The following is a 17,953-nucleotide window of genomic DNA, read 5'->3' on the forward strand; positions in this document are numbered from 1 at the left end:
GGATGGCAAGCTGTTCCGCGTGACATCGCGACGGGACGAGGTGCTGGCGGCCGCGCTTGACCTGCTGGACGAGGTGGGTCTGGACGCGCTGACCACGCGCAAGCTGGCCGAGAAGCTCGGCGTGCAGCCCGGTGCGCTGTACCGGCACTTCGACAGCAAGCGCTCGCTGCTGCACGCCATGGTGGCCCGGCTGACGCTCGACGCCGACACCGGCATCGAGGGGGATGTGCCCGAGGACTGGGCCGGCATGCTCCGATACGCGGCCATCGGCGCACGGGCCACCGTGCTGACCCGCCGCGACGGGGCCCGGCTGATGGCCACCTACCTGGTGCCGGCCGACGAGACCGCGCAGATGTTCTGGCGCCGCCTCGTCGGCGCGCTGTCCGCCGCCGGGTTCGCGGAGTCCGACGCCCTGGTCGCCGTGGACACGACCTTCGCCTATGTCAACGGCTTCGCCATCGAGGAGCAGTCACGCGACGGCCACCCGGCCGAGCCGGGTCAGCGGGCGTTGCGGGACAAGGCGTTCGAGGCCGGCCTCGACCTGATCATCGCCGGGATCACAGCCAGCCGGAGCTGACCGAACAGGTGCGGCGCACCGCCGCCACCACCGCCTGCCACGGCGGCAGCGGCCTGTGCGGCACCGGCCGGTTGATCCAGCGCGCCGTGCCGAGATTGTCGTTGCACGGCAAGGCAATCAGCGACCCCATCGGGAACAGCCCGACCCCCAGCCGGACCAGGTCGGCCAGCACCGTGTTCGAGGTCGAGGTGGCCGACGCCGTCAGGAAGACCCAGCGCTCCGGCGTGCCCGCGTAGGCCACGACCGGCCCGGACAGCATCGCCATCGACAGCATCGAGTTGACCTCCGCGCCCAACCCGGCCCGCATCCCGATCGCCTCGACCGGATCTCCCACGGTCAACACGGATACCGACCAGTCGAGCACAGTCATGGGGTGCGTCCTTCCGCCGAGACGGTACGAGGGCCGGGCAGCACGGTGGGGGGCGTGGAGGAGTCGCACCACCCGGCCGTCGTACCGGCGGTGGATTACCACCGCCCGACCACCACGACGCGTTCGGGAACCGTGTGGTTCAGCGTCTTTCGGCGCCGCCTTCGGCGTCGCGGGCTCGGTTTCATTCCGTTCTCTTAATCTAACCCCGGTGCTTGGGTTAGGGGTCCTCACCACGCGTAATGGGCAATTTTCCCTAGATAAACCGTGATGCGATACTAAGTATACTAATTAAACCGATGTGTGGAGCCGGGGTCGCCGGGAGCCGTCGGCGGCGCGCTTGAACTCGCCCATGAAGCCGATGCCGTCGATGCGCACGGTCAGGTCCGGCGGCACGATGATCCGGATCGCGCCCATGATCGCCGTGGCGGTGATGGTGCACTCGGCGGCCTCGAAGCCGGCGTCCCGCAGGTCCCCCCTTCACCTCGCCCATGAACGCCCGCATGAGCCCGGAGCCAACCGAAGGCGACTGGGGTCCAGGTCTGGGCGCGCCCGGGATTGTCGGGGGCACGGCAGAAAACCGGGTTTCGGTGTGACGCTGGGCGGGACTCGCGGGGGTGGGCCTGAAACCGACATTCGGTGGGTCTGAGGGCGTGACTCGCGGGGGTTAGGCGGCGAGGAGGGCGGCTATCTCGGTGGCGCGGGGGTCGCCGAGCTGGGCGAAGATGGCGGCGGCGGCCAGGTAGGTCTCGCGGGCCGCGGGCAGCTCGCCCCTGGCCTGTAGGGCGGTGCCGCAGGCGTGCAGGGCGCAGGCCTCGCCGTGCCGGTCGCCGAGCTCACGGAACACGCTGCACGCCCAGCGGGCGTTGCTGAGGGTCTCGCCGTAGTTGCCCAGATCGAAGTGGATGCGGGCCAGTTCCAGCCGCCCGAACGCCTCGCAGCGCCGGTCGCCGAGCTCGTGCACGATCTCCAGCGACTGGCGCAGGTGTTCCAGCGCCTGCTCGACCTCGCCGCGGTTGCGGTGGGTGCGGGCCAGCTTGACCAGGGTCATGCCCTCGTAGCGCCGGTCCCCGAGGCCGCTGAAGATCTCCAGCGCCTGTCTGAGGTGCCGCAGCGACTCGTCGCCGAGCCGGGAAGCGGCGCCGATGTCGTACAGCAGGGTCGCGGTGCCCTGCTGGTCGCCGAGCCGCCGGGTGATGCCCAGGCCCTCCTGGAAGCAGCCGATGGCCTCGTCGTACCGGTTGCGCCGCCAGTACGCGTTGCCCAGGCTGCGCAGTGCCAACGCCTCGATCTCGGCGACGTCGAGCGAGCGGGCGGCGGCCACGGCGACCTGCTGGGTGGCGATCCAGTCCTCCCAGTACGAGCGCAGCTCCAGGAAGTACACCAGCGCGGTGGGCAGCTTCCAGCCCGTCTCGTGATCACCGATGCGGCCGGCCTCCAGGCAGGCGGCGACGAGATTGACCCGTTCCTGCTCCAGCCAGGCCAAAGCGTGGTGGTACGCCTCGAAGGCCAGCGGCTCGCAGTGCTCCAGCACCGGCTCCAGCGGAATCGGCCGGTTCTGTGGCATCAGCACGCGATCGGCGGCGGCCGAAGTGTGCAGGTACCAGGACATCAGCCGCCCGGTCGCCGCCGCGCGCTCGGCCGCCGGCTCCTCGGTCAGCGCCCGCTCGGTGGCGTACACGCGCAGCAGGTCGTGCAGCCGGTAGCGGTCGCGGCCGATGGCCTCGACGAGGTGACAGCTGCTCAGGCCGTCCAGCATCCGCCGGGTGGCCACCAGCGGGGCCTCGCTCAGGGCGGCCACGGCCGCGGTGCCGATCTCCGGCCCGGGATGCAGGCCCAGCAGCCGGAACGTGCGCGCCGCCTCGGGCTTCAAGGCGTGGTACGACCACGAGAACACCGCTCGCACCGCGGTCGTCTCGTCGTCGGGGGAGGACAGCACGTCGAGCCGGTCCTGCTCGTGACACAGGGCCTCAGCCAGGTCGTTCACGGTCATGTGCGGCCGGGCCGCGAGGTTGGCGGCGATGATCCGCAGCGCCAGCGGCAGGTGCCCGCAGCGGTCGGCCAGGGTGGCCAGCGCGTCGGGGCAGCCGGTCAGCCGCTCCTCGCCGACGCTGCGCACCAGCAGCTCCCGGGACTCGCCGGCGGACAGCACGTCCAGCGTGATCCGGTACGCGCCGTCCCGCGCCACCAGGCCGCCCAACCGGTTGCGGCTGGTGACCAGCACCATGCACGTCTGCGAGCCGGGCAGCAGCGAGCGCAGCTGATCGGTGCTGGCCGCATTGTCCAGAACGACCAGAATGCGCTTTCCGGCTATCAGGCTGCGATACATGCTGGCCTGTTCCTCGGCCGCCGACGGCACCTGGTGCGCCTCGACGCCGAGGCCGCGCAGCAGCTGGCCCAGCGCGTCGATGGCCGACAGCGGCGGCTGGTTGGGGTCGAAGCCGCGCAGGTTCACGTACAGCTGGCCGTCGGGGAAACGTCCGGCGATGGTGTGCGCGAAATGCACCGCCAGCGCGGTCTTGCCGATGCCCGCGATGCCGTCGATGGCCGCGATCAACACGCCGCGCTCGGTGGTGTCCAGATGCCGGCGCAGCAGCGCGAGTTCCGTGTCGCGGCCGGTGAAGGTGTTGATGTCGTGCGGCAGCTGCGCCGGCACGACAGGCCCGCCGAGCGGCGCCGCCGGGGCGGCGGCCGGGCGGGGCGCGCGGTCGGCGAGATCGGGGTCGTTGGCCAGGATTCGCGCGTGCAGACGGCGAAGCTCCGGCCCGGGCTGGACGCCGAGCTCGTCGGCCAGCGTCCGGCGCGTCTCCGCGTACACCTCAAGGGCCTCGGCCTGCCGCCCGCAGCGGTACAGGCCGCTCATCAGCAGCCCGCGCAGCTTCTCCCGCAACGGATGCTCGTGCACCACCCGCGACAGCTCGGCCACCACGTCGGTGGCCCGGCCGGTGTGCAACATGAGCGAGGCTCGGTGCTCCACGGCGGTCAGGTACAGCTCGGCCAGCCGCGTCCGCTCCAGCTCCGAGAACGGGCCGGGAATGCCCGACAGCGGCGCGCCCCGCCACAGCGAGATGGCGCTTTCCACGTGGGACAGCGCGCATTGCGTGTCGGCCCCGGCCTGGCGCATGGCCGCGATGTGCGTCTCGAACGCCGTCAGGTCGACCTGGTCCTCGGGCAGCCGCAGCAGGTAGCCGGAGCCGGCGCTGGCCAACACCTGGGACGGCGCCCGGTTGGTGCGGTCCGGCTCAAGGGCCCGCCGCAGTCCCGCGATGTAGGTGTGGACGCTGCCCTCGGCGCTGGCCGGCGGGTGCTCGCCCCAGACGGAGTCGATCAGCTCGGTGCGGGACACCGCGCGGCCGGCGTTGCTGGCCAATACCGCGAGCACTGCTCTCTGCCGGGGCGCGCCGAGCTCGATCTCCACGTCCCCGCGCCAGGCGCGCACCGGTCCCAGCACCTCGACCCTGATGGTCGAGCCGGGATCGGTCTCGGGGACGGGCATCTGACCTCCTGTTCGCGCAACCAGTGTGGGCTCGGCCGCTCCGCTCTGCCAGTTCCGGGGCGGTCAACGCGACGGACGGGGTGTCTTGTTCCCACTTACCGCGGCGTTTCCCCGCTCGTCGTATCACACCGTGCCCCACGGGGGGAACGGGTCGATCGTAGCGACAACGGGATCACCACAACCAGAACCGTTGGCGGGTCAGGAAAAGGTGAAAGAGATTCGTACCAGTGGGAATGGCGAAGGGGGCTTTTCTCCACGCTGTGGAGAAAAGCCCCCTTCAAAGGAAACTCTGAGACAGTCAGGCGGGGATGGTGGGGTACAACGGGAAGCGCTCGGTCAACGCCACCACCCGGGCCCGCAGCGCCGCCGCGTCGAAGTCCGGCGTGAGCGCACGCGCGACGATGTCGGCGACCTCGCGGAAGGCCTCGTCGTCGAAGCCGCGCGCGGCCAGCGCCGGGGTCCCGATCCGCAGGCCCGATGTCACCATCGGTGGCCGCGGGTCGAACGGCACCGCGTTGCGGTTGACCGTGATCCCGATGTCGTGCAGGCGGTCCTCGGCCTGCTGCCCGTCCAGTTCGGACTTGCGCAGATCGACCAGCACCAGGTGCACCTGCGTGCCGCCGGTGAGCACGGTCGCGCCCGCCGCCACCACATCGTCACCGAGCAACCGCTCGGCCAGGATGCGAGCGCCGGTCAGGGTGCGCAGCTGCCGCTCCCGGAACGACTCGGACGCCGCCACCTTGAACGCGACCGCTTTCGCGGCGATCACATGCTCAAGCGGACCGCCCTGCTGGCCGGGAAACACCGCGGAGTTGATCTTCTTGGCCAGCGCCTGTTCGCAGAAGATCACGCCGCCGCGCGGGCCGCCCAGCGTCTTGTGCGTGGTCGTGGTGACCACGTGCGCGTGCGGCACGGGGCTCGGGTGCAACCCGGCGGCCACCAGGCCGGCGAAGTGCGCCATGTCCACCATCAGGTACGCGCCCACGGAGTCGGCGATCCGCCGGAACTCGGCGAAGTCCAGCTGCCGCGGGTACGCCGACCAGCCGGCGATGATGAGCTTGGGCCGGTGCTCCTGCGCCAGGCGCTCCACCTCGGCCATGTCCACGTGGTAGTCGGACTCGCTCACGTGATAGGCCACGACGTTGTACAGCTTGCCGGAGAAGTTCAGCCGCATGCCGTGCGTCAGGTGCCCGCCGTGGGCCAGGTCCAGGCCCAGGATGGTGTCGCCCGGGCTCAGCAGCGCCATCATGGCCGCCGCGTTGGCCTGCGCGCCCGAGTGCGGCTGCACGTTGGCGTGCTCGGCCCCGAACAGCGCCTTCACGCGGTCGATGGCCAGCTGCTCGATGACGTCCACGTGCTCGCAGCCGCCGTAGTAGCGCCGGCCCGGGTAGCCCTCGGCGTACTTGTTGGTCAGCACGGAGCCCTGCGCCTCCAGCACCGCGAGCGGCGCGAAGTTCTCGGAGGCGATCATCTCCAGCGTGCCGCGCTGCCGGCCCAGCTCCGCGTCGACCGCCGCCGCGACCTCCGGGTCGAGCTCGTGCAGCGACGCCGTCAGCTCGACCGGCGTCACTCGCCCTCCTTGATCAGGGCGGCGTAGGCGTCGGAGTCCAACAGGTCGTCGGGGTCGCCGTCGACGCGCACGGAGAACAGCCAGCCGTCGCCGTACGGGTCCGAGTTGACCGTCTCCGGGCTTTCCTTGACCGCGTCGTTGACCGCCACGACCTCGCCGCTGACCGGCGAGAACAGGTCGCTGACCGACTTGGTGGACTCCAGCTCGCCGCACGGCTCGCCCGCCGTCACGGCGTCACCCTCGTTGGGCAGCTCCGCGTAGACGATGTCGCCGAGCTGCTCGGCGGCGTACTCGGTGATGCCGATGCGGGCGACGCCGTCGGAGACCGCCACCCACTCGTGCTCGGCGCTGTACCGAAGGTGGTCGGGGATGGTGCTCATGTCGAAGCCTTTCAGGATGAACGACGGTAGAAGGGCAGCTCGACGACGTCGACCGGGGTGATCGTGCCCCGGATGTCGACGGCGAGCGCGGAACCGGGAACGGCCCGGTCGGCGTCGACGTAGGCCATCGCGATCGCGTGGCCCAGCGTCGGCGACGGCGCGCCGCTGGTGACCTCGCCGATCCTCGCACCGTCGGCCGGATCCACCACCGGGTACCCATGCCTCGGCCCGCGCCGGCCGTCGGTGACCAGGCCGACCAGCTTGCGGGCCGGCGTCTCGGCCGAGGCCTTGGCCAGGGCGGCGCGGCCGACGAAGTCGCTGGGCTTGTCCAGCTTCACCACGCGGCCGAGGCCCGCGGCGTACGGCGTGAGTTCGGTGGTCAGCTCGTTGCCGTAGAGCGGCATGCCGGCCTCCAGGCGCAGCGTGTCGCGGCACGACAGTCCACACGGGAGGATCTCGCCCGAGTCGGCGACCGCGGACCACACGGCCTCGGCGTCCGCCGGCGCCACGAACAGCTCGAAGCCGTCCTCGCCGGTGTAGCCGGTGCGGGCCAGCAGCGCGGGCCGGCCGGCGACGGTGGTGGGGTAGGAGGCGTAGTACTTCACGGTCGACAGGTCGGTCGGCGTGAGCGGGGCCAGCAGCGACACCGCGCGCGGGCCCTGCACGGCGATCAGCGCGTACTCGGTGGAGGCGTCGCGGACCTCGGTCTCGAAGTCCTCGGCCCGGTCGAGCAGCTCGCCGGCCACCAGGGCGGCGTTGCTGGCGTTGGCGACGACCATGTAGTCCTGCTCGCCGGTGCGGTAGACGATCAGGTCGTCCAGGATGCCGCCGTCGTCGCCGCAGATCATGGTGTACCGGGCGCGGCCGACGCCGATCGCGGAGGCGTTGCCGACCAGGGCGTAGTCGAGGGCCTGGCCCGCCTGCGGGCCGGAGAGCACGATCTCGCCCATGTGTGTGAGATCGAAGAGGCCGGCGCCGGTGCGCACGGCGTTGTGCTCGGCGACGTCACCGGTGTAGCGCAGGGGCATCTGCCAGCCCGCGAAGTCGGTGAACTTGGCGCCGAGGCGCTCGTGCACGTCGTGCAGCGGCGTGCGGCGTGGATCGGTGCCCATCAGGAGACCCCTCGTGTGGTGGAGTGAGCCTCCCCCTCTGTCATGGGCCTGAGAGTTTCACCGGCGAACCGGCTTTCCCCTTGGGCGAGGCGCGATGGGCACGCCTGCTTTTCAGAGTCGCCTGTCCCGAGCGGTAGGGGTGCCTGAGAGATTCCGGGGAGGATTTGCTCCTTCGGCGCCTGCCCGACCTCGACAGGACTCTCCCGCTCGGTGTGAGCAGCGAAGATGTACTTGTGCCGGCCACCGTATTTGGAGGTGGCCGGCACGGTCAAGATTCAAGCGTCGTACCCCTTCAGATCACACCCGAGCGCATGGCGTACGCGACGGCGTGCGGACGGTTGCGCAGGCCGAGACGGTTCATCACGGCGTAGACGACGTTCTTCACGGTGCGCTCCGAGTAGGAGAGCTTGGTGGCGATCTGGGCGGTGTCCCAGCCCTCGGCCATCAGCCGCAGCACGTCGATCTCCCGCGGGGCGAGCCCGGAGGCGGTGAGGCCGTTGGGCCGCAGCACCTCCTTGTGCAGGCGCTCCACCTGCGCGAGCAGCGAGCCGAGCAGCGTGGGAGGCATGTCCCCCATGCCCCGCTTGGCCGCCAGCACCGCGTGCACGAGACGCTCGCCGCTGGCCGCCGCCTTCGGCAGCACCGCGACCACCCCGCACTCCACGGCCGCCAGCAGATCGGCGTCGTGGAACCGGTCGGTGACGAGCACGATCTTCACGGGCGTGGACTCGGCGGTCCGCCGCAGCAACCCCATCACATCGGCGTTGACCGCGTCGGCGCACACCACGAACACCTGAGCCTCGGACAGTCTGCGCTCCGGCACAACCTGGAGCTCGGCCCGCGCCCGCAGGCAGCTGATCGCGCCGGCCAGGGTGATCGGATCGCCCGCGTGGACGGCTACCCACACTCTGTCCATGGTGTGTCCTCCTCGCTGTGTACCCCCAGGAACACACTGTGCAACGACCTTCTTCAGAGGATCTTCACGACGCCTCCATGTCGTAGAGAAAGTCTTGACCAGCGGTTTTGGCGAAGTCCACTCGATCGGGCGATCGCGACAAGGTAAAAAAGGGCACCGGAACGTCGTGTTCGGGCACACTCTCGGGCCGATGGCCTGGGAAGTTCCTGGTTGGCCTGGGATCGTCTCCAGTAGGCTGACCGCAGTCCCCCGCGCGAGCAGGAGGAGCCTGTTGGTCGTCGAGGATGCCGCCGCCACGCTGTCCCGGACCACCGCCGAACGGGCGCGATTGCCCGAACTCGCCGAGGTCCTCGCCGCCTGCGCCGGCCATCTCTCCGATGAGCTGCTCACCGCCGCCCGGTTCTGGCTGGCCGAGGGCCGCTGTCTGGACGTGGCCCGAGCAGTCGCCTTCGCCGTTGTCCATCTACACGTTCCGGTGACAGCGCACCATCACCGGACCTTGGTCGACGCCTTGGTGACGGGCGGTCATGATCCTGTCGCAGTCCGTGCCGTGGAGCCGGCCCGGTGGCCGGCCGCGCTGCCCTTCACGTTCGTGGACGGCGGCTGGTCCGGCGACGACCGCATGGACGAGGCCGCCGTCGCCGCCGTGGCCGACTATCCCGGCGGGCACGGCGTCTGGCGGGCGTGGCGGATGCCGCTCGACGGCTCGCCGTGGCCGGCGCCCAAGCGCGTCTATCTCATCCAGGCCGGCGAGCAGGTCGACGTGGTCGCGCTGACCGCCCGGACCCAGCAGTCGCTGGCCGCCGCCGGTGAGCCCGCGCCTCAGGTCGAGGCCTACACGGTCGGGTCGCGGCTGGCCGCATATCAGCTGACGGTGCGGCGCAACGGCACGCTGCTGTGGACCTGTCAGTCGCCAAATGTGGACCAAATCACACCTTGACGCGCTGCGTCTGTTCCTTCTCGTGCGTGTACCAGGAAGAATGACGCCGGGGGTACGACCCCGGCCGGACAACCGCCTGGCCGGGCTGGGGAGGAAGCTGGATGTCCGACAACGATGTCCTTGGTTCTGCCCTCCGGGTCGCCCTCCTGGGCCCGGTGCGGGGCTGGGCCGGGGATCGCGAGTTGGAGTTGGGCGCGCCGATGCAGCGCGCGCTGTTCGGCCTGCTCGCACTCAGCCCGAACCGGATGGTCGGTCGGTCGGAGCTCATCACGGCGCTGTGGGGCGAGGCCGCCCCGGCCAGCGCCGAGGGCAGCGTGCACACCTACGTGGCCGGTCTGCGCCGCGCCCTGGAGCCGAACCGGACGCATCGGGCGCCGTCCACGGTGCTCGTCAACGCCGGCCCCGGCTATCTGCTGCGGATGGAACCCGACAATCTGGATGTCACCGCCCTCAACGGACATCGTGAGCGGGCTCGACTGCTGCGCGGCGAAGGACATCCCGAACAGGCCGCGGCCGAGCTGGACTCGGCGCTGGCGCTGTTCCGCGGCACCCCGTTCGACGGCCTGTCCTGTCCTTACGTGGAGCAGGAACGGCCGCGGCTGAACGAGCTGCGGCTGCTGGTGATCGAGGAGCGGGCCAGCCTGATGCTGGACCTCGGCCGGCACAACGACCTCGCCGCCGAGCTGCCCGCCCTGGTCCGCGAGCATCCGCTGTGGGAGCGGTTGCGTGGACTGCTCATGATCACCCTCTACCGGTGCGGCCGGCAGGCGGACGCGCTGGAGGCGTACCAGGACGCCCGCCGGGTGCTGGCCGAGGAGCTGGCCATCGAGCCGTCGCCCGAGCTGCGCCGGCTGCACGGCAAGATCCTGCGCAACGACCCGGAGCTGGCTGCGCCTCAGCCCGTCCGCACGGTCGCCGAGCCGCCCGCCGGTCCCGTACCAGCGCAGCTGCCGCACGACGTGCCCGGCTTCACCGGCCGGGCCGCCGAGATCGCCGAGCTGGACCGGTTCCTCGACGAGACCTGCAACTCCGTGCTGATCTCCGCCATCGACGGCGCCGGCGGCATCGGCAAGACCGCGCTGGCCGTGCACTACGCGCACCGCATCACTGACCGTTTCCCCGACGGACAGCTGTACGTCAACCTGCGTGGCTTCGACCCCAAGCTGCCGCCGCTGATGCCCGTGGACGCACTGGGTTACCTGCTCCGTGGCCTCGGCGTGCCGGCCCGGCAGGTGCCCGCCGACCTTGACGACCAGGCCGGCATGTACCGCAGCCTCGTTGCGGGAAAGCGCATTCTGGTCGTGCTGGACAACGCCGCGAGCACCGATCAGGTTCGGCCGCTGCTGCCCGGATCCCCGTCCTGCGCCGTGATCGTCACCAGCCGCAACCGGCTGTCCGGTTTGGTCGCCCGGGACGGTGCCCGCCGGATCACCCTGGATGTGTTGAGCACCGACGACGCCGTGCGGCTCATGGTCGGCATGCTCGGGCGTCCGCGCGTCGACGCCGAGCCCCAGGCCGTGCAGGACCTCGTCCGGCTGTGCGGCAACCTGCCGCTGGCCCTGCGCATCGCCGGCGACCGCGCCGCCACCCATCCGCACCTGATGATGTCCGACCTGGCCGGCGACCTGTCCAACGAGCGCGACCGGTTGGACGTCCTCGCCCCCGACGACGACGAGTCCACCGCGGTTCGGGCCGTGTTCTCGTGGTCGTACCACGCCTTGAAGCCCGACGCCGCCCGTGTCTTCCGCCTCCTCGGCCTGCACCCCGGCCCCGAGTTCAGCACCCCGGCTGCCGCTGCCCTCACCGGCCTGCCGGTGCCCATGACCCGGCGGCTGCTCACCGACCTGACCGATCGTCACCTCCTCGGCGAGGTCGACCGCGACCGCTACCGTCTGCACGACCTGCTGCGCGTGTACGCCGCCGAGGAGGTCGAGCAGGGTGAGGACGAGCGGGACCGGTCGTTGGCCATGGAGCGCATGACCGACTGGTACCTCTACACCGCCAGCAACGCCGACAACGGTTTGCGGGGGCAGGCCAACGACATGCCCATCGGCACCCCGCCCCGGGAATGCGCCCCCCTGCCCTTCGCCGGCTACCTCCAGGCTCTGCAGTGGTTCGACACCGAGAACGAGAACCTCGGCGCCCTCGACCGCGTCGCCGGCGAGAACGGCCGCCACCTCACCGCCTGGCGCCTCGGCGTCGTCGTGTGGGAGTTCCACCGCCTGCGCCGCGACTTCGACCAGCTCATCGCCTTCTCCCGTGTCTCCGCCCGTGCCGCCCGAGCCATGGCCGACCCCATCGGCGAGGCCCTGTCGCTGAGCTGCATCGCCGCCGCCAGCGCGCATCTGGGCCGCCAGGCCGATGCCGTGGTGGCGTTGCGTCAGATGCCTTCCGTCGAATACGGGCCCGGGGACACTCATCGGGAGATGAGCACCCTGTCCAATCTGGCCGAGGCGTATCGGGGCAGCGGGATGATCGGGGACGCCCTGGCGCACTACCGGCGTGCGTTGGGGTTGGCGCGTATCGCCGGGAGTCGTTGGCACGAAGGCGATCTGCTTCGCGGGCTTGGGGAGACGTACCTGGAGTTGGGGGAGCTCCAGCATGCGTTGGACTGCTGCCGCTCGGCGCTGACGATTTTCCGTCAGCTCGGGGATCTGTACGCGCAGAACACCGTGTTGCAGGACCTCGGTGGGACGCTCTTGGCCATGGGGCGGCAGGACGAGTCCGTCGCCGCCTTTGCCGATGCTGTGGCGATTGCTCGGCGCATCGGGCATCGGCATGCCGTCGACCAGGGACTGCAGGGGTTGGCTGCCGCGAAGGCCGTCGCGTCCTGAGTGGATGTGTGCGGGTGGTGGTTGGCTGGCTTTATCGGGTGGGCGCTTTGTTGGTGTCGGTTCTTGGATTCTGGTGGTGCGTGGGGTGTCCGCACCGCGCGGTTGCCGGCCTCTGTCTGCACAACAGGGATTCTCTCTTCGGCATGCGGTGTTGGGGTGGAGGGTCGCGAGGTGGGTGGGGCGGGCGGGGGTGCGTTGCGCGGCAACGGTTGGGTGGGTGCGTGCGTTTACAGAAGGGTTGGGACGGGTCGGAGGGTAGAGGTTCGACCATGGCAAGGGAGGTGTTGCAAGGGGAAGCGGAAAGCGCTTTCCTGCGAAGGGACTGAAGGTCGCCACGATCGTGTATTTGTTGGTGTGTAACGGAAATTGATCACAAAGGGGGAGTATTATTGAGGCATGTCAGCGAATCCTGAATTCCCTGCCGACACCGAAGGGTGGCAGCACGGCGAACTGGAGCTGTGGCAAGCGGGCAAGGAAGCCGAAGCCCTGTATCGGGCGATCTACATCCAGCAGCTGGATGTGGGTGTGGGAGGTGTGGGACCGGTCGTGCAGGTCGAAGGAGGACCGGACCTCGATCGTGTCGTCGATGGTGCTCCACTGGCGGCTCACCATCAGGGAAGCGCGTGAGCGGCTTCGGTACGCGGAACTGTTCCACAGCGAGGCGCTCCGCGAAGCAGGCCGCGCTGGGGAGTTGGACCGGCAGCACCTGAAGATCATCCACGAGACGCTGAGGACAGCGCCGGCGGTTGAGCGGGACCGGGTTGAGGCATCACTGTTGGAGAATGTCCAGTTCGACGAGGGCGAGTTCAAGAACATCGCGCAGCGGATCCTGTTCCACCTCAACCAGGACGGCAAAGCGCCCGATGACCGGGAGCTGCGGGCACCGAAGCGGGAGTTCCGCTTCGAACGCAAGCTGGACGGCAGCATGGTGTTCTGGGGAATGCTCGATCAGGAGTATGGGGCGAAGATCGCGGCGATGGTGAGCGCGCTGGCCAAGCCCACCTCGGGCAAAGATCCGCGCACGACCGCTGAGCGGCAGGGGGATGCGTTCGCGGAGATCATCGAGCTGGCCTCCCGTAGTGAGGGCTTGCCTGAGCAGGGTGGAGAGCGGCCGCATCTGACGTTGTCGATGTCCTTCAAGGACTTTATGGACAACACGGGTGTGGCGAAGGTCGAGGGCGGCGGTGTGATGAGCGCGGCGGAGGCCCGGCGGATCGCCTGTGACAGCACGGTCATGCGAATGGTGCTCGGGGCCAACGAAGAGATCCTGAACGTGGGACGGCAGCAGCGGACGGCACCGAAGGGAATCCGCAAGGCACTGATCGAGCGGGACGGCACCTGCGCGTTCCCCGGTTGCGCGACGGAACCGGCGCGGTGTCACGCCCACCACGTGGTCGAGTGGGCGAACGGAGGACCTACCAGCCTGGACAATATGGTGCTGCTGTGCGGATCCCACCACCGATTGATTCACCACAGTCGGTGGACGGTGACGATGGTGGACCAGCGGCCGGTGTTCTCGGACGGGCTGGGGGAAACGGGGTAGAGAAGGCCGCGAGCTGAGCGGGACGGAACGACAATCGCCGTGGTCCTAACCGGACCGCTCGGCGTTGGCGACGATTGCGTCGTGGACGTACTGGGACAAGCCCGGGACCATGGCGTCGTAGTTCTGGCCACTGCGCTCGTTGTTGCGGTAGTGCACGGCCAGCTCGCGGTGGGTGGCATGGTCGCAGTCGTGGAACCAGCGGGCGGTGTGCTCGCGGTGCCGCTCGGCGAGGTCCATGGCGAGCGGGGACGTCGGCGGGGTGCCGGAGAGCATGGCCTCGGCCAAAGCGCGGTTGATGGCGGCCAGCTCCTCGCGGAGTTTTGCCCAATCCTGCTGGGAATAGCGGGCGGTGCGCTGCTGGCGCTGGACGAACTCCTTACTGTCGCCCCACTTCTGGGCGGCGGACGTGGCGTGGGCGACGAAGTCCTGGCCGAAGACGGCGCGGCGCTGCTGGGGTGTCAGGCCGATGCCGGCGGCGCGGGCGGACAGCTCGTGGTCGATGACGGAGACCATGGCGGTGAAATGCGAGATGCGCTCGGTCAGGAGTTCTCGTTGGCGCTGAAGGTGGTGCTCGTCGGTGATGTCCCTGTCGGCCAACAGCGAGGCGATCTCGCCGAGTTCGAGGCCGAGCTCGCGGTAGAAGGCGACCCGGGTCAAAGCCTGCACGTCGGTGTCGGAATAGAGGCGGTAGCCGGCGGTGCTGCGCCTACTGGGCTGAACCAAGCCGATCTCGTCGTAGTGGTGCAGGGTGCGGATGGACACTCCGGCCAACTCGGCGGCCGTGCCCACGGTGTACTCGTCGTCTGCCATGAGATCACTGTGGGCCCTGACGTCGCGTGAGGGTCAAATCGTTTGCCACGGGTGCTGACAATGGGCCCATGACCACGCTGACGAAGCCGACGCTGTGCCCCTCCGCTGACGCGGGGCGGGGCCAGCAGCAGCGGCGCGGTCGGGGAGGGTCGACGCCGCCCCGCACGTGAGCGGGGCCCTGGTCGCGGGGCTCGTCGCCGGCTATGGCATTGCCATACCGGTGGGAGCGGTCGGGACCTACCTCATGGCCCTCACGGCCCGGACCTCGCTGCGCACGGGCGCAGCGGCGGCCCTGGGAGTGGCGACGGCGGACGGCCTGTACGCACTGATCTCCACCCTCGGCGGCGCGGTGCTGGTGCCGGTGATCCAACCGATCACGGAGCCGCTGCGCTGGACCTCGGCGGCGGTGCTGACGGCGCTGGCGCTGCGGGGAGCGGTCAAGGCGGTCCGGGACCACAGAAGGCCGCAAGAAGCCAGCACGAGGGAACTGACGGGGCCGGGCCGGGCCTACGTGGCCCTACTGGGCATCACGCTGGTGAACCCGATGACCCTGATCTACTTCACCGCGCTGGTGCTCGGCGGCCCGACGGCCACGGGCGGACCGGTGTTCGTCCTGGCGGCCTTCGCCGCCTCGGCCAGCTGGCAACTGCTGCTGGCCGGCGGCGGCGCGCTGCTGGGCCGGGCGCTGTCGGGGCCGCGAGGGCGGCTGGCGACGGCGCTGGTGTCCAGCGCGGTGATCGTAGGCCTGGCGGTGGGACTGGTCGCTTAGCCGAACGGATCGCGAGGCATGGGCACCGCTACAGGGTGATGCCCCGAGCGTTGAGCCACGGCAGGGGGTTGATCTTCTTGCCGGACGGGTCCCACACCTCGAAGTGCAGGTGCACGCCGGTGGACTCGCCGCGGTCGCCCATCCTGGCGATCTGCTCGCCGGCCTGGACGTGCTGGCCGACGTGGACGGAGAAGGTGTCCATGTGGCCGTAGACGTTGATGCTGCCGTCGGCCAGGCGGACGCGGACCCACAGGCCGAAGCCGGAGGCGGGGCCGGCGTCGATGACGACGCCGTCGGCGGCGGCCACGATGGGGGGTGTCCATGACGTTGGCGATGTCGATGCCGTAGTGGAACGCGCCCCAACGGCCGCCGAAGCCGGAGCTCAACACGCCCTGGGCCGGCTTGACGAACAGCGGCCGGTGGTCGGCCTGCCACTTTGGCGGCGGCCTGGGCGGCGAGGTCGGCGGTGACCTTCTCGGTCGCGGTGAGCTTCTGCGCCTCGGCGGCGGCGTCGCCACCGCGCTGGACGGCACCATAATAGGAGCAGCATGGTGATAAAGGGGATTTATGACACTGCCTCAGTAATTATTGGCCGCACCTACCAGAGTGGAGATGATCAGCGAGTGTTAATAGAAAATAGCACCATCTCCCGTGATAAGAACAGCCTGATACTCGTCTGGAAATGAGGACTCGTTAAGGACGCCATACGTTGTTGCTATACGCAGAAGTGTAAACAAGCGCACATTCTTATCTACCACTTTGATTCATTCCAGGACCCACGTGCTTGAACTTATGTCGGAATCGGCTTTAACTGGTCATCCGACGTATCGTCGATAGTTCTAGGGACAAACCTGTCCTAGGTAAATAGGTTCTCAGCCGCGTGCCCGGCGCTCCTCATTTGGAGTAAAGGCACACTCTCGCGCGTAAATTTGGTACAAGGGTGTTTGCGATTGCCGCCGCCCTTATAATGGCGAACTTGCTGACTGTATCCAGATTTATGGGTAGAGGTATGGATCGTGAAGCCTGCCCTTCCGCCTCGGGAGCCGGACCACTGCGAGCCGGACGGGTTCCCGGGCCGCCGCATTCGGGTGGCGGCAGCGTGTCGCGTACGTGATCAGACCGTGACAACGGACCGCGAGAAGGTAACGAAGTCGATCCCCTAGGGGCAAGCCCTGGCAGGGGGCCTCCCTCGAACGGGTTTCAGCTGGAAAGCTCGGACGAGGCGCTATGACCGTGCGTGATCGGTGATGTGCGCAGGGGGTCGTACTGGCTGGTAGCCCGTTCGGACGGACGGTCGTGCCCGCGAACGAGGCAGCCCGCGACGAGCCGTGATGCACGTGAATCCACGGGCAGTGCCCAGTGACCGACATCACGCAGGCAGTGCTCCTCGATGTCCAGGTCCGGGTGGCTCAGCCGGGCGTTGGACTGCGGCAGCACGATCTGGTCGGCGGGCGTCCACACCGACACGAACCGGGTGCGGCAACCCGGCGCGGGCTCATCCAGCTCGGCCAGTAGCTGCGACCCCGGCCGCAGCTGACGCGCGAGCCCGGTGGGCATCAGATACGCGGCAACGGTGCCCCGGTGCGGCGTGCCCAACGTGACCAGCGTGTCGATCCGCTCGTCGCCGCCGCGGCGCTGCACGTAGTAGCGCGCGATCAGGCCCCCGAGCGAGTGCCCGACCACGTGCACGCGGTCGGCCCCGGTCAGCTCGCAGACCTGTTCGACCTGCTCCCCGAACATCGACGCGGCCGTCCGCACGTCCCCGGTCACGGCGGTCAGCACGCTGTAGTTCACCGCGTGCACCACCCCGAATCCCCGTCGGCGCAGCGCGGCTCCCACACCGCGAAACGGACGGATGTCCCCTATTCCGTGCAGCAGCAGGATCGGGGTGCCCGCCGCGTCCATGGCCGAAACCAACAGTCCGCGGGCTCTTGGGGACATGGCGTCGGTCCGGTAGTGGGCGTACGGCCCGTCCGGGTGGAGGCGTTCCGCCGTTGCCCCCCACGGGTAGAGTGCGGCGTGCGCGGCCAGCCATGCCGATTCGACGGCAACACCCCGGAGGGTGCTGGCCAGTCGACCGAGCACGCCGTTACCCATACGAGTGACGGTAAATTAACTGTGCAACTTTTGCGATACGTATCAGTTCACGATTAGTCATCTCCTCGCTACAGCGTGCCCTTCCGTGTCGCGTTGTAGGGTCGCCCCCGTGAGTGAGCGGCCGAGGTCAACACACCCCCGTCTCGCCGATCGGCGGGCCGCCCGGAGCGGCGAGCCCGAAGTCGATCCAGAACCGCTGGACACGAGCCTGCGACCGGCCATCGCCGTCGCGGCGGCCGGCGCCGTGCTGCAGATCGTGGGGCTGGTCGTCGGCGTGGTCGACGCCCCCGCGGGCTACACGTCCTGGCCGCTGGCCGCCGTGCTGGCCCTGCTGCCGCCGATCGCCGCCGCGATCTTCGTCGGTAACCGCCGCCCGGCCGCCGCCGGCGCGCTGCTGATGGTGTTCGCCGCCGTGTCGGTGGGCCGCGCCATCGCCGCCGTGCAGCTGGCCGTCGACGCCAGCCGCGTGTCGCGGCCGGATCTGGTCGCCGTGGACGGCACGGTCCCGCCCAACGCCTCCTTCGGGTTGTGGCTGCTCATCG

The 17,953-nt window shown here is 69.6% G+C and carries 15 protein-coding genes, 2 pseudogenes and 1 riboswitch; of the genes and pseudogenes, 7 read left to right on the plus strand and 10 right to left on the minus strand.

Annotated features, from left to right (window positions below; translation table 11 throughout):
* Positions 1-19: 19 nt before the first annotated feature.
* Positions 20-577: a TetR family transcriptional regulator gene (locus tag KUTG_RS30610; RefSeq protein ID WP_043731163.1), complete on the plus strand. Its 558-nt coding sequence runs from the start codon at positions 20-22 to the stop codon at positions 575-577.
* Here KUTG_RS30610 and KUTG_RS30615 read toward each other — a convergent pair.
* The 7 genes from KUTG_RS30615 to KUTG_RS30640 all read right to left on the minus strand — a co-directional run bounded on the left by KUTG_RS30615 (position 558) and on the right by KUTG_RS30640 (position 8,418).
* Positions 558-947, minus strand: a complete 390-nt coding sequence (locus KUTG_RS30615; protein WP_157494874.1) for a hypothetical protein — start codon at positions 945-947, stop codon at positions 558-560. The genes KUTG_RS30610 and KUTG_RS30615 overlap by 20 nt on opposite strands.
* A 288-nt stretch (positions 948-1,235) precedes the next feature.
* Positions 1,236-1,361, minus strand: coding sequence for a hypothetical protein (locus KUTG_RS65365; RefSeq protein ID WP_255360946.1), 126 nt, complete (start codon positions 1,359-1,361; stop codon positions 1,236-1,238).
* Positions 1,362-1,611: 250 nt separating this feature from the next.
* Positions 1,612-4,440, minus strand: coding sequence for an AfsR/SARP family transcriptional regulator (locus KUTG_RS30620; RefSeq protein ID WP_043721686.1), 2,829 nt, complete (start codon positions 4,438-4,440; stop codon positions 1,612-1,614).
* Positions 4,441-4,738: 298 nt separating this feature from the next.
* Entirely contained in the window at positions 4,739-6,010 is a 1,272-nt protein-coding gene (gene glyA / locus KUTG_RS30625; protein ID WP_304413671.1) for a serine hydroxymethyltransferase, read from the minus strand.
* Complete coding sequence (gene gcvH / locus KUTG_RS30630; RefSeq protein WP_043721688.1) at positions 6,007-6,390, minus strand: glycine cleavage system protein GcvH; 384 nt, start codon at positions 6,388-6,390, stop codon at positions 6,007-6,009. The genes glyA and gcvH overlap by 4 nt, the downstream gene beginning before the upstream one ends.
* Before the next feature lie 11 nt (positions 6,391-6,401).
* The gene (gene gcvT / locus KUTG_RS30635; RefSeq protein WP_043721690.1) at positions 6,402-7,502 is read right to left on the minus strand and encodes a glycine cleavage system aminomethyltransferase GcvT; all 1,101 of its coding nucleotides are present in this window, start codon (positions 7,500-7,502) and stop codon (positions 6,402-6,404) included.
* Positions 7,503-7,623: 121 nt separating this feature from the next.
* A riboswitch (glycine riboswitch) is annotated at positions 7,624-7,718 on the minus strand.
* A 76-nt stretch (positions 7,719-7,794) separates the two neighbouring features.
* Complete coding sequence (locus KUTG_RS30640; RefSeq protein ID WP_043721691.1) at positions 7,795-8,418, minus strand: helix-turn-helix transcriptional regulator; 624 nt, start codon at positions 8,416-8,418, stop codon at positions 7,795-7,797.
* A gap of 271 nt (positions 8,419-8,689) precedes the next feature.
* Here KUTG_RS30640 and KUTG_RS30645 point away from each other — a divergent pair, with 271 nt between their 5' ends.
* The 4 genes from KUTG_RS30645 to KUTG_RS30655 all read left to right on the plus strand — a co-directional run bounded on the left by KUTG_RS30645 (position 8,690) and on the right by KUTG_RS30655 (position 13,735).
* Positions 8,690-9,358 carry a hypothetical protein gene (locus KUTG_RS30645; protein ID WP_052395590.1) on the plus strand — a complete coding sequence of 223 codons (669 nt, stop codon included), beginning with the start codon at positions 8,690-8,692 and terminating at the stop codon, positions 9,356-9,358.
* 101 nt (positions 9,359-9,459) lie between these two features.
* A complete protein-coding gene (locus KUTG_RS30650) occupies positions 9,460-12,192 on the plus strand; it encodes an AfsR/SARP family transcriptional regulator (protein WP_052395591.1) in 2,733 nt (910 codons plus the stop codon).
* A 396-nt stretch (positions 12,193-12,588) separates the two neighbouring features.
* Positions 12,589-12,819 carry a hypothetical protein gene (locus KUTG_RS61820; RefSeq protein ID WP_198047362.1) on the plus strand — a complete coding sequence of 77 codons (231 nt, stop codon included), beginning with the start codon at positions 12,589-12,591 and terminating at the stop codon, positions 12,817-12,819.
* The gene (locus tag KUTG_RS30655) at positions 12,779-13,735 is read left to right on the plus strand and encodes an HNH endonuclease signature motif containing protein (RefSeq protein ID WP_198047363.1); all 957 of its coding nucleotides are present in this window, start codon (positions 12,779-12,781) and stop codon (positions 13,733-13,735) included. The genes KUTG_RS61820 and KUTG_RS30655 overlap by 41 nt, the downstream gene beginning before the upstream one ends.
* Before the next feature lie 45 nt (positions 13,736-13,780).
* Here KUTG_RS30655 and KUTG_RS30660 read toward each other — a convergent pair whose 3' ends face one another.
* The gene (locus KUTG_RS30660; RefSeq protein ID WP_043721692.1) at positions 13,781-14,545 is read right to left on the minus strand and encodes a MerR family transcriptional regulator; all 765 of its coding nucleotides are present in this window, start codon (positions 14,543-14,545) and stop codon (positions 13,781-13,783) included.
* 166 nt (positions 14,546-14,711) lie between these two features.
* Here KUTG_RS30660 and KUTG_RS30665 point away from each other — a divergent pair, with 166 nt between their 5' ends.
* Positions 14,712-15,314, plus strand: a complete 603-nt coding sequence (locus KUTG_RS30665; RefSeq protein WP_043721694.1) for a LysE family transporter — start codon at positions 14,712-14,714, stop codon at positions 15,312-15,314.
* A gap of 28 nt (positions 15,315-15,342) precedes the next feature.
* Here KUTG_RS30665 and KUTG_RS56800 read toward each other — a convergent pair.
* A pseudogene (locus KUTG_RS56800) lies at positions 15,343-15,733 on the minus strand (M23 family metallopeptidase); the annotation flags it as partial.
* 781 nt (positions 15,734-16,514) lie between these two features.
* Complete coding sequence (locus KUTG_RS30675; RefSeq protein WP_084579984.1) at positions 16,515-17,411, minus strand: esterase/lipase family protein; 897 nt, start codon at positions 17,409-17,411, stop codon at positions 16,515-16,517.
* Positions 17,412-17,520: 109 nt separating this feature from the next.
* Between KUTG_RS30675 and KUTG_RS61825 the strand changes: the two are divergent.
* Positions 17,521-17,953: pseudogene (locus KUTG_RS61825) on the plus strand (hypothetical protein); the annotation flags it as partial.

The sequence above is a fragment of the Kutzneria sp. 744 genome, assembly GCF_000568255.1.
Classification (GTDB): Bacteria; Actinomycetota; Actinomycetes; order Mycobacteriales; family Pseudonocardiaceae; genus Kutzneria.

Bases quoted from the DNA above. Each gene is read 5' to 3' on its own strand.
- KUTG_RS30615 (WP_157494874.1), bottom strand. From the start codon at position 947: ATGACTGTGCTCGACTGGTCGGTATCCGTGTTGACCGTGGGAGATCCG.
- KUTG_RS65365 (WP_255360946.1), bottom strand. From the start codon at position 1,361: ATGGGCGCGATCCGGATCATCGTGCCGCCGGACCTGACCGTGCGCATC.
- KUTG_RS30620 (WP_043721686.1), bottom strand. From the start codon at position 4,440: ATGCCCGTCCCCGAGACCGATCCCGGCTCGACCATCAGGGTCGAGGTG.
- gcvH (WP_043721688.1), bottom strand. From the start codon at position 6,390: ATGAGCACCATCCCCGACCACCTTCGGTACAGCGCCGAGCACGAGTGG.
- gcvT (WP_043721690.1), bottom strand. From the start codon at position 7,502: ATGGGCACCGATCCACGCCGCACGCCGCTGCACGACGTGCACGAGCGC.
- KUTG_RS30640 (WP_043721691.1), bottom strand. From the start codon at position 8,418: ATGGACAGAGTGTGGGTAGCCGTCCACGCGGGCGATCCGATCACCCTG.
- KUTG_RS30650 (WP_052395591.1), top strand. From the start codon at position 9,460: ATGTCCGACAACGATGTCCTTGGTTCTGCCCTCCGGGTCGCCCTCCTG.
- KUTG_RS61820 (WP_198047362.1), top strand. From the start codon at position 12,589: ATGTCAGCGAATCCTGAATTCCCTGCCGACACCGAAGGGTGGCAGCAC.
- KUTG_RS30655 (WP_198047363.1), top strand. From the start codon at position 12,779: ATGGTGCTCCACTGGCGGCTCACCATCAGGGAAGCGCGTGAGCGGCTT.
- KUTG_RS30660 (WP_043721692.1), bottom strand. From the start codon at position 14,545: ATGGCAGACGACGAGTACACCGTGGGCACGGCCGCCGAGTTGGCCGGA.
- KUTG_RS30675 (WP_084579984.1), bottom strand. From the start codon at position 17,411: ATGGGTAACGGCGTGCTCGGTCGACTGGCCAGCACCCTCCGGGGTGTT.